The organism is Actinospineispora acaciae DSM 45401 (assembly GCF_000620785.1).
GTDB classification, from domain to species: domain Bacteria; phylum Actinomycetota; class Actinomycetes; order Mycobacteriales; family Pseudonocardiaceae; genus Pseudonocardia; species Pseudonocardia acaciae.
The window spans coordinates 427443-440914 of the sequence record NZ_JIAI01000003.1; the positions used below are offsets into that span (position 1 = coordinate 427443).

The window sequence follows — 13472 nt, forward strand, 5'->3', positions numbered from 1 at the left end:
TCATGACCGGTCCGTTCGTCGCGGGCGCGTGCACAGCGAGCAGAGCACGGCGAGCGCTCCGATGATGCCGGCGGCACCGAACGCGAGCCGCATCCCGGCCGCGTCGGGCGTCCCGGCCGGGTTGGCGGCGCCGAGCGAGGCGACGGTGACGAACACCGCGGTGCCGAGAGCGCCCGCCATCTGCTGAGAGGTGCCCAGGATCGCCGTGCCGTGCGAGTAGAGCCCACCGGGCAGCGCGGCCAGCGGCTCGGTCATCAGCGGCGTCATCATCAGGCCGATCCCGGTCATCAACACGATGTGGACGCCGATGACGGCGCCCAGGGAGGTGCCCTCGCCGAGCGCGGCGAACACCCACAGCGACACCGCCATCGCGGCCGTGCCGGGGATCAGGAGCGGGCGCGCGCCGTAGCGGTCGAACAGCCGGCCGGTGGGGATCCCCAGCGACGCCAGGACCAGGCCTCCCGGGAGTACCGCCAGGCCGGTGACGAACGTGCCCTGGTGCAGCACGGTCTGCAGGTAGATCGGCAGTAGGACCGATCCCACTCCGATGTGACACATGAACAGCAGTACCGAGACCAGCAGCGCCACCACGAACCGTCGGTTGGTGAACGGCCGAGGGTCGAGTAGCGCGCGCTCGTCGCGCCGCAACGACAGCTGGCGCAGAACGAAGAGGACCAGCACGACGATACCGCCGGCGATCGGGATCCACGCCAGCACGCGACCGCCGGATTCGGGGATGGAGGACAGCCCGTAGAGGATCCCGCCGAACCCCAGCGCCGACAGCAGCACCGACGGCACGTCGAGCGGCACCGACCGCGTCTGGGACCGCACGCGGATCGTGACCGCGCCGGCGACCAGGGCCGCGACCGCGAGCGGGAGTACCGCGAGGAACATCCAGCGCCACCCCAGGTAGGCCAGCACCGCGCCGCCGACGGTCGGGCCGAGCGCCGGGGCGAACGCGACGACGATCGCCACCGTGCCCATCATCGCCCCCCGCCTCTCCCGCGCCACCAGGCGCATCACCGTGGTCGCCAGCAGGGGAAGCATCAACGCGGTGCCACCGGCCTGCGCCACGCGCCCGAGCAGCAGGACCGCGAAGCCCGGGGCCAGCGCGCCGGTCAGGGTGCCCGCGCAGAACAGCCCCATCGATGTCAGGAAGACCGTGCGCGGGGTGTAGCGCTCGAGCAGGAACCCGGTGGTCGGGATGACCACCGCCATGGTGAGCAGGAAGCCGCTGGTGAGCCACTGGACGGTGGCGGTGCTGACATCGAGCTCGACGCTCAGGCCGCGCAGCGCCACGCTCAGGATCGTCTCGTTGAGGAACATGACGAACGCGGAGACGACGAGCACTCCGATGACGACTCCGGCGCGGGTGGTCCCCTCGGCTCGTCCGGCGGTGAGCGGCGGCATATCGACCTTTCGGACCGGGAGTCGACCCTCGACCCAGGCTCAACTCAGGTGAGCCTTACCTTGCCCGCTGAACCGTGGTTCGGGTCAACTGGACGCCATGACCAAGCTGATACCGATCGCCGACGTTGCCGCGCACTTCGCCCTCCCGGTCTCGACGCTGCGTTTCTGGGAACGCCGCGGCCTGCTCACGTCGCACCGCCAGGGCAGCCGTCGCTGCTACGACCGCGAGCAGCTCTACCGGATCGCGAGCATCAAGCGCTCACGCGAGGTCACGCTGCTGGGTATCGAGCAGATCCGCGAGCTGATCGCCACCCGTCCCGCCACGGCGGCCTGGCGGCACGCGATCGACCGCATCATCGACGCCATCAGCCGGCGCATCAGTCAGCTCGAGGACGCCCGCGACTACCTCCATCACCTGCGGGACTGCCCCCATCAGGGCCGCGCCGACACCTGCCCGGGCTTCCGCGCCACCGTCACCCTGCCGCGCGCCGCCCGGACCGCGCGGCACACGGCCTAGTCTTGCCGGGGTGGCCAGCCGGTTGAACCCGCTGCGCCGGCTGCGCGTCCCGCCGTGGTCGGAGCAGCGACCGAGCTGGCCGGACGCGAAGCCGGAGCTGATCGACGCCGCGCTGGCCCGCGCGCTGGCCCGCCCGGCCGGCAACTGGTACGTGCTCGGCGCCAGTACCGCGCTGCGGGCCGGACGGCCGCTGGGGCGGACGGTGGCCGGGGTGGAGCTGGTGGCCTGGCGGGGTACGGACGGTCGGTTCTGCGTCGGGCCCGGGGCCTGCCCGCACCTGGGCGCGCCGCTGTGCGACGGCTCGGTGCACGGCAACCGGCTGGTGTGCCGCTGGCACGGGCTCGCGCTGTCCCCGTCCGGCCGGCGGGACTGGACCCCGTACCCCGCGCACGACGACGGCCTGCTGCTCTGGGTACGGCTGGACGAGGTGGGCGGCGAGGAGCCGCTGCCCGCGCCGGTGGTGCCGCGCCGGCCGCCGCTCGAGGGCAGCGTGGCCGCCGTGGCGTGCGCGGCCGGCCGGTGCGAGCCCGAGGACGTGGTGGCCAACCGGCTCGACCCGTGGCACGGCTCCTGGTACCACCCGTACGCCTTCGCCGGCCTCCGTGTCGTCTCCGCTCCCCCACCCGTCCCGGACTGCCCGGCCGATGACGATGTGTTCGTGGTCGACGTGGCCTACCGCGTGGTCGGCTCGCTCGGCGTCCCGGTGACCGCCGAGTTCCGCTGCCCCGACCCGCGCACCGTGGTGATGACGATCGTGTCCGGCGAGTTCGCCGGCAGCGTGGTCGAAACCCACGCCACCCCGCTCGCCCCCGGCCGTACCGCCGTGATCGAGGCCGTCCGCGCCCATTCGAACCGCCGTGGCCTCGCGCTCACCGCCCCACTCCTGCGCCCCCTGATCCGCCGCGCCTCCCACCGCCTCTGGCGCGACGACCTGGCCTACGCCGAACGCCGATACTCCCTGCGTAACCCGTGAGTGGTTGGCGTTGCTATGGCAACGCTAACCACTCACGGGTTCTGAGCTGGGACGACGGCCGAGGAAGGTGTGCACGATGTGCTGTTGCCAGCCGGGCATGGTCTGGGTGCGGAGGTCGACGAATCCGGCGGCGGCCAGGCGGTGTTCGAAGGCGGCCGCCCCGTCGAAGCGGCGCACGCTGCGCCACAGGTACTTGTAGATGTCCGCGTCGCCGGTGATCGCGGAACCGGCCGGGATGATCACGGACCAGCAGACCAGCGTCCAGATGGCGCGCGCCCGCACCGAGTCGGCCACCGAGTAGTCGTGCACGGCCACCGGCGCGCCGGGGCGCAACAGCTCGAAGATCGTGCGCAGGCCGGCGTCCGGGTCGGGCAGGTTGCGCACGAGGTAGGCGGCGAGCACGCCGTCGAACGGCCCGCGAACGCCCGGCGTGTCGGCCAGCTCCTCGGCGCGGGCGTGCACGAACCGCACGGACGCCGGCCAGGACTTGGCCTTGGCGGCCGCGAGCATGCCGGCCGAGGCGTCCACCGCGACGATCTCGGCCGCCGGGGCGACGTCGAGCAGCGCGGCGGTGGAGGCGCCGGTGCCACAGCCGAGGTCGAGCAGTCGCAGGCCTTCGCCCCGCCCGCGCAGCCCCATCCGGCGCACGGACATCCGCAGGTGCTCGTGATAGCCCGGGTTGGACCCGGTCAGCCGGTCGTAGCCCCGGGCGATCGCGTCGAACGCCTCCGGGACCGAGGTGTCCAGCATGGGGTCAGGTGTCCGCCACCGGACCCGGCCCCATCGCCAGCCGGGCCAGCATCTCCTTGGCCCGCTCGGCGTTGCGCGGGTGGCTGAGCACGTCGTAGCGGCCGGCCACCAGCTGGCTGGCCGAGGTGAAGTCGCGGCGTCCGCGGGTGAAGGCGTAGCTCAACGCCGCGAACAGCACACTGAACAACACGCCGGCAACCACCCCGATCACGAGCGCCCCGGCGTTGTTGTTGAAGTACGCCAGCAGCGCGCCGACGAAAAGGCCCATCCAGATCCCGGAGGCCGCGCCGCCGCCCAGGACGCGGCCCCAGGTCAACCGGCCGATCACCCGCTCGACCAGCATCAGGTCCACCCCGACGATCGTCACGTCGCCGACCGGGAACTCGTGGTCGGCGAGGTAGTCGACGGCCTGTTGGGCCTCCGCGTACGTGGCGTACGAACCCACCGGCCAGCCGGTGGGCGGCGTGGGCAGGTTGGGCAGCCCGGGACTGCCGCGTCCCATGCCGCCGAACGGAGTCGTCACTGGTGCCATCTCCTCGGAACTAGGCACACGTCTCTCGCGACACCATCATGCCGCTTCCTGATCCCCGGTGCCGAGCCCGCGAGATCAATTAGCGCGAACGATACTCGCGCAGCAGACCCCGGCTGATGATGGTCTTCTGGATCTCCGAAGTGCCCTCCCCGATGAGCAGGAACGGGGCCTCGCGCATCAAACGCTCGATCTCGTACTCCTTGGAGAACCCGTACCCGCCGTGGATGCGGAACGACTCGCTGGTCACCTCGGCGCAGAACTCGCTGGCCAGCAGCTTCGCCATGCCGGCCTCCACGTCGAACCGCTCGCCGGAGTCCTTCAGCCGCGCCGCGTTGACCATCATCAGGTGCGCGGCCTCCACCTTGGTGCCCATCTCGGCGAGCTTGAACGCGATCGCCTGGTGCTCGGCGATCGGCTTGCCGAACGTCTGGCGCTGCTGGGCGTACTCCACCGCCAGCTCGAACGCGCGGATGGAGATCCCGCAGGCCCTGGCCGAGACGTTCACCCGCCCGACCTCGATGCCGTCCATCATCTGCGCGAACCCGCCGCCGCGCCGGCCGCCGAGGATCTGCCCACCCGGGATGCGGAACCCGTCGAACACCGCCTCGGTGGTGTCCACGCCCTTGTAGCCCATCTTGTCGATCTTGCCGGGGATGGTCAGCCCGGGCGCGACCTCGCCGTAGCCCTCCGGCTTGTCGACCAGGAAGCAGGTCAGGTTCTGGTGCGGGCGGTCGGCACCCTCGTCGGTCTTGACCAGCAGCGCGATCAGGTTCGAGGTGCCGCCGTTGGTCAGCCACATCTTGGAGCCGTCGATGACGAAGTCGTCACCGTCCTCCCGCGCCCTGGTCTTGATCGCGGCAACGTCCGAGCCCAGGTCCGGCTCGGACATCGAGAACGCGCCCCGGACCTCGCCGGTGGCCATCTTCGGCAGGTAGTGCGCCTTCTGCTCCGGCGTGCCGTGGTGGGTGATCATGTACGCCACGATGAAGTGGGTGTTGATCACGCCGGAGACGCTCATCCAGCCGCGCGCGATCTGCTCGACCACCAGCGCGTAGGTCAGCAGCGACTCGCCGAGGCCGCCGTACTCCTCTTCGATGGTGAGCCCGAACAGGCCCATCTCCTTCATCCCGTCCACGATGTCCTGTGGGTAGGTGTCGGAGTGCTCCAGCGCCTGCGCGTGCGGGATGATCTCCTTGTCCACGAACGTCTTGACCGTGGCCAGGATCTCCTGCTGCACATCGGTCAGTCCGGCGGTCTGGGCGAGCTTGGCCATGGGTGCCTCCTCGGGGTCGCGGCTCAGTCCGTGGGCGGGGTCCAGCGGTCGCCGCGGGACATCCCCGCCGCGCGGCCCTTGCCGGCGATGACCAGCGCCATCTTCCGCGACGCCTCGTCGATCATCTCGTCGCCGAGCATGGCGGCGCCGCGCTTGCCGCCGGCCTCGGAGGTGTACCAGTCGTAGGCGTCCAGGATGTTCTCCGCGTGGTCGTAGTCGGCCTGCGCCGGGCTGTACGCCTCGTTCGCCGCGTCGATCTGGCCGGGGTGCAGCACCCACTTGCCGTCGAAGCCGAGCGCGGCGGACCGGCCGGCCACCCGGCGGTACCCGTCCACGTCCTTGATCTGCAGGTACGGCCCGTCGATGGCCTGCTTGTCGTGCGCGCGGGCGGCCATCAGGATGCTCATCAGGATGTGGTGGTACGCGTCGCCCACGTCGTAGCCCTGCGGCTGCTCGCCCACGACCAGGGACTTCATGTTGATGCTGGCCATGAAGTCGGCCGGCCCGAAGATGATCGTCTCCACCCGGGGGGACGCGGTGGCGATCGCGTTGACGTTGGTCAGCCCGAGCGCGTTCTCGATCTGCGCCTCGATGCCGATCCGGCCCACCTCGTAGCCCATGGTCTTCTCGACCTGCGTGACCAGCAGGTCCAGCGCGTGGATCTGCTCGGGCGTCTGCACCTTGGGCAGCATCAGGCAGTCCAGGTTCGCGCCCGCGCCCTCGACCACCTCGACCACGTCCCGGTAGGTCCACTCGGTGGTCCAGTCGTTGATCCGCACCACCCGCGTCTTGCCGTCCCAGCCGCCCTCGTTCAGCGCGGCCACGATGGTCTTGCGCGCGCCCGGCTTGGCCAGCGGCGCGCACGCGTCCTCCAGGTCCAGGAACACCTGGTCGGCGTTGAGCGTCCGGGCCTTGTCGATGAACTTCTGGCTGGACCCGGGCACCGCCAGGCACGATCGACGGGGACGGGGGCTGACGGTGCTCACCGGCGGCGCCTCCTTGGTCGGCGTTGACGTTCTTCTCTGCCCGTGGATGCTTCCACGAGATCGGCGCCACGGCGCCCCCTAGGTGATTGGTTTCTCACCCAGCCAAGGTCCGGACGGGTTACTCGACGGTATCTTCCGCGTTCCACCGTCGTGAGTCGATCTCGCCGGGCAACCTGGTCGCCATGCTCGACGCGCCGTTCCGGGGGACGCCGGCGGTGGCCACCGGCCTGGTGAGCCGCCAGGAGTTACGGGGGCGCCGTTACCGACGGTTGTTTCCCGACGTCTATGCGTCGGCCGCACTGGTCGCGGACCTCGTTCTTCGCTCCCGGGCGGCCTACCTGTGGTCTGGTGGGCGGGGGATTCTCGGCGGCTACGCGGCCGCCGCGGTGCTCGGCGCCGACTGCGCCCCGGCCGACGTCCCCGTCGAGGTGATCCTCGGCCGCTCACATCGCCGGGCGCCGGCCGGGCTGGTGGTACGGCAGGACGAGCTGGCCGGGGACGAGTGGCGCACGACTGGTGGCATCGACGTGACCACGCCGTTGCGGACCGCCTACGACCTGGCCCGGCGCGATCCACTGACGGAGGCGGTGGTCGCGCTGGACGCCCTGTCCGGCCGGTTCGGGTTCGCGCCGGTCGAGGTGCTCACGCTCGCCGAGAGGTACCCGGGCGCGCGCGGCACGCTGCGACTACCCGAGGTGGTATCGCTGGCCGAGCCGGCGGCGGCGTCGGCGATGGAGTCGCGGCTGCGGCTGGTGCTCGTGCTCGCCGGACTGCCCCGGCCGGTCGCACAGCACCAGGTCCGTGACGCTGACCACCGGCTGGTCGCGACTGTGGACCTGGCATACCCCGACGAGCTGATCGCGATCGAGTACGAGGGCGAGGACCACTTCACCGACGAGCGAGGGCGCCGCGACGTGTACCGGTACACCTGCCTGGTGGACGCGGGCTGGCGCGTGTACCGCCATGTGGCCCGCGACGTGTACCACAACCCCGCCCGCATCGTCGCCGACATCAGCCGCGCCCTGCACCACCTGCACCTCTGACCACCCGCTTCCCGTGATCATCAGGCCACCATGGTCGTTATAGCGCCCTGGAAACAACCGTAGTGACCTGATGATCACGGAATCCCCGCGCGCGGGGTTGGGTGGGTGCGGGCTAGCCGGCGGGCGGGACCGCGATCTGGCCGGACGACACGGCCACCACCCGGCCACCCACCGACGTACTGACCGCCGTACCCCCCTCGGCACGAACCTCGACCTCGAGCCGGGACGGCCGGTGCATCTCGGCGCCCTGGTACACCGTGAACGCGGACTCCCCGTCGACCGGCAACAGCCCTCGGTCCACCAGGAACACCGCCAGTGCGACGGCCGCCGAGCCGGTGGCGGGATCCTCGGGCACCCCGGACCCGGGCCCGAACACCCGCGCATGCACCCGACCTTCACCCAGATCCAGGGAGACCACGGCCACCAGGCCCCGACCCCCGGTGGCCGCCCGCAACGCCCCGACCTCCGGCACCACGGCCCTGGCCACCGCCTCGTCGCGGACCAGCAGGAACACGAACTCCAGCCCGGCCCCCGCCACCCCAGCCTCGGCCACCGGGTCCACGTCCTCATCCCTCAACCCGACCGCGCGCGCCAACCCGCCGGCTTCCAGGACCGGCCCCACCGACGCCGGCCCGCCGCCGATCCGGGCACCGGCCGCGTCCACCCGCACCGGAAGCAGCCCAGCCCCGCACTCCTGCACAGCGTCCCCGGCGGGAATCACCCCGTCCCGAGCCAGCACCCACGCCACCCCCACGCTTGGATGCCCCGCGAACGGCAGTTCCTCCGCCGGGGTGAAGATGCGCGCCCGGTAGCTCGCCCCCTCCACCGTCGGCGGCAGCGGGAACACCGTCTCGGAGAGGTTGAACTCGCGGGCAATGGCCTGAAGGCGGTCGGTGTCCAGCGCGTCCGCGCCGTGCACCACCGCGAGCGGGTTGCCGGCGAACGGCCGGTCGGCGAACACGTCCACCACATCGAACCTGAGTGTCATCGAGGACTCGGTCACATCGCCGAAGCTAACCTGATCGTCGTGGGTTCGGCGAGGGTGTTCGTGGCGCAGATGGTGGGCCTCGCCGTGTTCGGACCCGACGGGGAGCGGATCGGCAAGGTCCGCGACGCGGTCACCGCGCTGCGGGTGGACCGATTACCGCCCAGGGTGCTCGGGCTGGTGGTCGAGCTGCTCACCCGGCAGCGGATCTTCGTGCCGATGCTGCGGGTGACGGCGATCGACCCGGGCGCGGTCACGCTGGCCACCGGGATGGTCAACCTGCGCCGGTTCAGCCAGCGGCCCAACGAGACGCTGGTCGTCGGCCAGCTCCTGGACGCCAGGGTCCGGATCCCGGACGGCAAGGGCGGCATCGAGGCGGTCGTGGTGGACGCCGCGATCGAACGCACCCGCTCGCGGGACTGGGTGGTCGGGCGGCTGGCGGTGCGCGAGCGGCGCGGGCGGCTGAGCAGGCGCGGACAGGTCCAGGTGATGGACTGGTCGGAGGTCGACGGGCTGTCCGTGTCGCGGGACCAGGGCGCCGAGCGGCTGCTGGCCGTGTTCGAGGGCATGCGCGCCGCCGACGTGGCGGCCGCCTTCCGCGAGCTGCCCCGCAAGCGCCGGTTCGAGGTGGTCGACGCGCTGCACGACGAGCGGCTGGCGGACGTGTTCCAGGAGCTGCCCGAGTCCGACCAGCGCGAGATGCTGGCCCACCTGGACCCGGACCGGGCCGCCGACGTGCTGGAGGCGATGGACCCGGACGACGCCGCCGACCTGCTCGGCGAGCTGCCCGAGGCGGAGTCGGACCGGCTGCTGGAGCTGATGGAGCCCGAGGAGTCCGCGCCGCTGCGCCGGCTGCTGTCCTACTCCGCCGACACCGCGGGCGGGCTGATGACCCCGCAGCCGCTGATCCTGCAGCCCGACGCCACCGTCGCCGAGGCGCTGGCCAGGGTGCGCAACCCGGACGTGCCGCCGGCGCTGGCCAGCATGGTGTTCGTCTGCCGCCCGCCCACCGCCACCCCGACCGGGCGCTACCTGGGCTGCGTGCACATGCAGCGGCTGCTGCGCGAGCCGCCGCCGGAGCTGGTCGCCGGGCTGGTCGACGCCGAGCTGGCCCAACTGCACCCGCAGGCCCAGCTCGCCGAGGTGACCCGCTACTTCGCCACCTACAACCTGGTCTGCGGCCCGGTGGTGGACGACAACGACCACCTGCTCGGGGCGGTCACCGTGGACGACGTGCTGGACCACCTACTCCCCCCGGGCTGGCGCGAGCGCCAGACCGACGGCGAGGTGACGGTGACCGATGCCTGAGCTGTACTCCAGCCGCCGCCTCGACCAGCCGAGGGCCGGCCGCCGCGGGCCCCGGTTCGCGCTGGACCCGGAGGCGTTCGCCAGGCTCTCCGAGCGGGTCGCCCGGTTCCTGGGCACCGGCCGCTACCTGGCCATGCAGACGGTGATCGTGATCGTCTGGATCGCGCTGAACCTGGCCGCCGTGCGCCTGCGGTGGGACCCGTACCCGTTCATCCTGCTCAACCTGGCGTTCTCCACCCAGGCCGCGTACGCCGCGCCGCTGATCCTGCTCGCACAGAACCGGCAGGACGACAGGGACCGGGTGTCGCTGGAAGAGGACCGCAACCGCGCCGAGCGCACCAAGGCCGACACCGAGTACCTGGCCCGCGAGCTGGCCGCGCTGCGGCTGGCCATCGGCGAGGTCGCCACCCGCGACTACCTGCGCGGCGAGCTGGACAAGCTGGCCGCCCGGCTACCGCCCGAGCCCACCCGCAAGCACCGCGCCGACCGCCACCCGTGAGTGGTTAGCGTTGCTATAGCCACGCTAACCACTCACGGGTAGTTCGAGGGGTACGGACTGGGCCGCGAGCCGCACCCCGATGCGGCGCAGGTCGACCAGGTCGGAGTGGTCGAGCCGGTTCACGAAGTAGCGCGAGACCCCGGCCTGGTGGGTGCGTGACGCGGCACGCAGCTGGGCAAGGCCGCGTTCGGTGAGGCTCGCGGCCACGCCCCTGCCGTCCTCGCGGACCCGGCACCTGCTCACGAACCCGGCGCGCTCCAGCCGGTCGATCAGCCTGGTCACCCCGGAGCGGGACAGCAGCACCGCGTGCGCCAGCTCGGTCATCCGCAGCTGCCGGCCGGGCGCCTCGGCCAGGCGCATCAGCACGTCGTAGCCGGCCAGCGAGAGCCCGTGCTCGATGATCAGCTCGGCCTCCAGCGCGCGGGTCACGGTGGCGTGTCCGCGCAGTAAGCAGCGCCACGCCGCCAGGCCGTCGGCGTCCAGCTCTCCGCCGGCCAGGGCCAGCTCGGACAGGGCGGGCGCATCGGACTCGGACGTTTCCGTGCTCAACGACATGCAATCAGATATTACAAGCGACAGGGCCGCGCATCCGGCGACGAGCGGAGGTCGAACCTCATGGCCGCGAAGACCACCCGTCCGGGATCGGCGCACCGACTCACCACGGGCCGGACCAGCGCACGTACCATGGGTATCGATGACCACCACATCGCACACAGTGGCCGGGATCAGTGAGGATGCCGTTCGGGCCGCGCTGGCCCGGGTGGAGGATCCGGAGATCCACCGGCCGATCACCGAGCTCGGCATGGTCAAGTCCGTGTCGATCGCCGAGGACGGCACCGTCGCGGTAGCCGTCTACCTCACGGTGGCCGGCTGTCCGATGCGCGACACGATCACCCAACGGGTCCGCTCGGCGGTCACCGAGGTGCCCGGGGTGCGCGCCGTCGAGGTCGAGCTGGACGTGATGAGCGACGAACAGCGCGCCGAGCTGCGCCGTTCGCTGCGCGGCGACGCCAAGGAGCCGACCATCCCGTTCGCCGACCCCGGCTCCCTGACCAGGGTGTACTGCGTGGCGTCCGGCAAGGGCGGGGTGGGCAAGTCGTCCGTGACGGTCAACCTGGCCGCGTCCATGGCCGCGCGCGGGCTCAGCGTCGGGGTGCTCGACGCGGACATCTACGGCCACTCGGTGCCGCGCATGCTGGGCACCTCCGACCGGCCGACCAAGGTCGACGACATGATCATGCCGCCGCAGGCGCACGGCGTGAAGGTCATCTCCATCGGCATGTTCACCCAGGGTAACGCGGCGGTCACCTGGCGCGGCCCGATGCTGCACCGCGCGCTGCAGCAGTTCCTCTCCGACGTGTTCTGGGGCGACCTGGACGTGCTGCTGCTGGACCTGCCGCCGGGCACCGGCGACGTGGCCATCTCCTGCGCGCAGCTGATCCCGAACGCGGAGATCCTGGTGGTCACCACGCCGCAGCAGGCCGCCGCCGAGGTGGCCGAGCGGGCCGGCTCGATCGCGCTGCAGACCCACCAGCGGCTGGTCGGCGTGGTGGAGAACATGTCGTGGCTCCAGATGCCGGACGGCGGCCGGATGGAGGTGTTCGGCGCCGGCGGCGGTCAGGCCGTGTCCGAGTCGCTGTCCACCGCGCTGGGCGCCAGCGTGCCACTGCTCGGCCAGGTGCCGCTGGACCCACGGCTGCGCGAGTCCGGCGACGGCGGCACCCCGCTGGTGCTCTCCGCACCGGACACGGCGGCCGCCCAGGCGCTGGCCGGGGTGGCCCAGCGGCTGTCCACCCGCTCGCGCGGGCTGGCCGGCATGTCGCTGAACATCAGCCCGGTCCGGAAGAAGTAGCCTCCGCCCGCGCTCGGGCACCACCCCGCACGGCCGGGATGAAGTACACGCCCAGGATCACCGCCAGGCTGATCAGGCTCAGCCACAGCTGCGAGCGCGCGTCGTCCACCAGCACCATGGACGCCACCACCAGCAGGGTGGCGACCAGGGTCAGCCAGCTCAGCCACGGGTAGCCCCACATCCGCAGCTCCAGCCGCTCCGGCGCCTCGCGCTCCAGCCGCCCGCGCATCCGCAGCTGGGAGCCCGCGATGATCGCGTAGACGAACAGCGCGACCGCCCCGGCGGAGTTGATGATGAAGTAGAAGATGGTGTCCGGCGCGACGTAGCTCATGACCACCGCGACGTAGCCGACCGCGGTGGACAGCAGGATCGCCTTCCACGGCACGCCCCGGCCGTTCGTGTCGGCCACCCAGCGCGGCGCCCAGCCGTGCCGGCGCAGCGCGAACAGCATCCGCGACGCCGTGTAGAGCCCGGAGTTGAGCACGGACAGCGCGGCGGTCAGCACCACCACGCTCACGATCGTGCTCGCCGCCGGCACCCCGAACCTGTCGAACGCCGCCGCGAACGGGCTGGTCTCGCTCGGGATCTCCCGCCACGGCGTGATCATCACCAGCAGCGCGACCGAGCCGACGTAGAACAGCACCACCCGCCAGGCCACGGTGGCGGTCGCCTTGCGCACCGCCTTGCCCGGCTCGTTCGACTCGGCGGCGGCGATGGTGACGATCTCCGCGCCGAAGTAGGAGAAGATCACCAGCACCACGCCCTGGATGACCGTCAACCCGCCGTTCGGGACGAACCCGTCCAGCGCGATGTTGCCGACCGAGAACGTGGCGCCCGGCCACAGCCCGAGCACGAACAGCAGCCCCAGCGCCATGAAGACCACGATGGTGGCCACCTTGATCGAGGCCAGCCAGAACTCGGTCTCCCCGAACGAGCGCGCCGAGACCAGGTTCGTCCCGGTCAGCAGCAGCATCAGGATCAGCGAGAACACCCATTGCGGCACACCGTGGATCCACTGCACCAGGATCTTCGCGCCGGCCACCGCCTCGAACGCGACGACGCCGACCCAGAAGTACCAGTACAGCCAGCCGATCGCGAAGCCCGCCCAGCCGCCCAGCGACTCGCGCGCGTACTCCATGAACGAGCCGAGCGTGGGATGCGCGGTGGCCATCTCGCCGAGCATGCGCATGACCAGCACGACCAGCAGCCCGCCGATCGCGTAGGACAGCACCGCCGCCGGGCCTACGGTATGGATGACGGCGCCGCTGCCGATGAACAGGCTGGCCCCGATGATGCCGCCCAGGGCGATCATCCGAACGTGACGTTGCCTCAGTCCCTGGCGCA

General features: G+C 71.6%; 14 protein-coding genes. 6 read left to right on the forward strand and 8 right to left on the reverse strand.

Annotation, left to right across the window (positions count from 1 at the left end; genetic code table 11):
- Entirely contained in the window at positions 1-1410 is a 1410-nt protein-coding gene (locus N912_RS52965) for a DHA2 family efflux MFS transporter permease subunit (RefSeq protein ID WP_051580410.1), read from the reverse strand.
- Between the two features lie 97 nt (positions 1411-1507).
- On the opposite strand from N912_RS52965, the gene N912_RS52970 reads away from it, so the two are divergent.
- Positions 1508-1927 carry a MerR family transcriptional regulator gene (locus N912_RS52970; RefSeq protein ID WP_037065343.1) on the forward strand — a complete coding sequence of 140 codons (420 nt, stop codon included), beginning with the start codon at positions 1508-1510 and terminating at the stop codon, positions 1925-1927.
- 10 nt (positions 1928-1937) lie between these two features.
- A complete protein-coding gene (locus N912_RS0118860) occupies positions 1938-2900 on the forward strand; it encodes a DUF5914 domain-containing protein (RefSeq protein WP_037065346.1) in 963 nt (320 codons plus the stop codon).
- 24 nt (positions 2901-2924) lie between these two features.
- Here N912_RS0118860 and N912_RS0118865 read toward each other — a convergent pair whose 3' ends face one another.
- From N912_RS0118865 to N912_RS0118880, 4 genes are all read right to left on the reverse strand, one after another.
- Entirely contained in the window at positions 2925-3650 is a 726-nt protein-coding gene (locus N912_RS0118865; protein WP_028923635.1) for a class I SAM-dependent methyltransferase, read from the reverse strand.
- A 4-nt stretch (positions 3651-3654) separates the two neighbouring features.
- Complete coding sequence (locus tag N912_RS0118870) at positions 3655-4182, reverse strand: YflT domain-containing protein (RefSeq protein ID WP_037065348.1); 528 nt, start codon at positions 4180-4182, stop codon at positions 3655-3657.
- Positions 4183-4261: 79 nt separating this feature from the next.
- Positions 4262-5455 (reverse strand): acyl-CoA dehydrogenase family protein, encoded by a 1194-nt coding sequence (locus tag N912_RS0118875; protein ID WP_028923637.1) that lies wholly within the window; start codon positions 5453-5455, stop codon positions 4262-4264.
- Positions 5456-5478: 23 nt separating this feature from the next.
- Positions 5479-6441 (reverse strand): HpcH/HpaI aldolase/citrate lyase family protein, encoded by a 963-nt coding sequence (locus N912_RS0118880; protein WP_028923638.1) that lies wholly within the window; start codon positions 6439-6441, stop codon positions 5479-5481.
- A gap of 182 nt (positions 6442-6623) precedes the next feature.
- Here N912_RS0118880 and N912_RS63575 point away from each other — a divergent pair, with 182 nt between their 5' ends.
- Complete coding sequence (locus tag N912_RS63575) at positions 6624-7484, forward strand: endonuclease domain-containing protein (RefSeq protein WP_037065350.1); 861 nt, start codon at positions 6624-6626, stop codon at positions 7482-7484.
- A 112-nt stretch (positions 7485-7596) separates the two neighbouring features.
- On the opposite strand, the gene N912_RS0118890 is transcribed toward N912_RS63575, so the two are convergent.
- Positions 7597-8472 (reverse strand): PhzF family phenazine biosynthesis protein, encoded by an 876-nt coding sequence (locus N912_RS0118890; RefSeq protein ID WP_037065602.1) that lies wholly within the window; start codon positions 8470-8472, stop codon positions 7597-7599.
- Positions 8473-8541: 69 nt separating this feature from the next.
- On the opposite strand from N912_RS0118890, the gene N912_RS52975 reads away from it, so the two are divergent.
- Complete coding sequence (locus N912_RS52975) at positions 8542-9777, forward strand: magnesium transporter MgtE N-terminal domain-containing protein (RefSeq protein WP_037065604.1); 1236 nt, start codon at positions 8542-8544, stop codon at positions 9775-9777.
- A complete protein-coding gene (locus N912_RS0118900) occupies positions 9770-10276 on the forward strand; it encodes a DUF1003 domain-containing protein (protein WP_028923641.1) in 507 nt (168 codons plus the stop codon). The genes N912_RS52975 and N912_RS0118900 overlap by 8 nt, the downstream gene beginning before the upstream one ends.
- A gap of 24 nt (positions 10277-10300) precedes the next feature.
- Here the strand turns inward: N912_RS0118900 and N912_RS0118905 are convergent, their stop codons facing one another.
- A complete protein-coding gene (locus tag N912_RS0118905; protein WP_084210999.1) occupies positions 10301-10831 on the reverse strand; it encodes a MarR family winged helix-turn-helix transcriptional regulator in 531 nt (176 codons plus the stop codon).
- 139 nt (positions 10832-10970) lie between these two features.
- Here N912_RS0118905 and N912_RS0118910 point away from each other — a divergent pair, with 139 nt between their 5' ends.
- Complete coding sequence (locus N912_RS0118910) at positions 10971-12128, forward strand: Mrp/NBP35 family ATP-binding protein (RefSeq protein ID WP_028923643.1); 1158 nt, start codon at positions 10971-10973, stop codon at positions 12126-12128.
- Here N912_RS0118910 and N912_RS0118915 read toward each other — a convergent pair.
- Positions 12106-13440, reverse strand: coding sequence for an amino acid permease (locus N912_RS0118915; RefSeq protein WP_051580411.1), 1335 nt, complete (start codon positions 13438-13440; stop codon positions 12106-12108). The two genes, N912_RS0118910 and N912_RS0118915, sit on opposite strands and share 23 nt — an antisense overlap.
- Between the last annotated feature and the right edge of the window lie 32 nt (positions 13441-13472).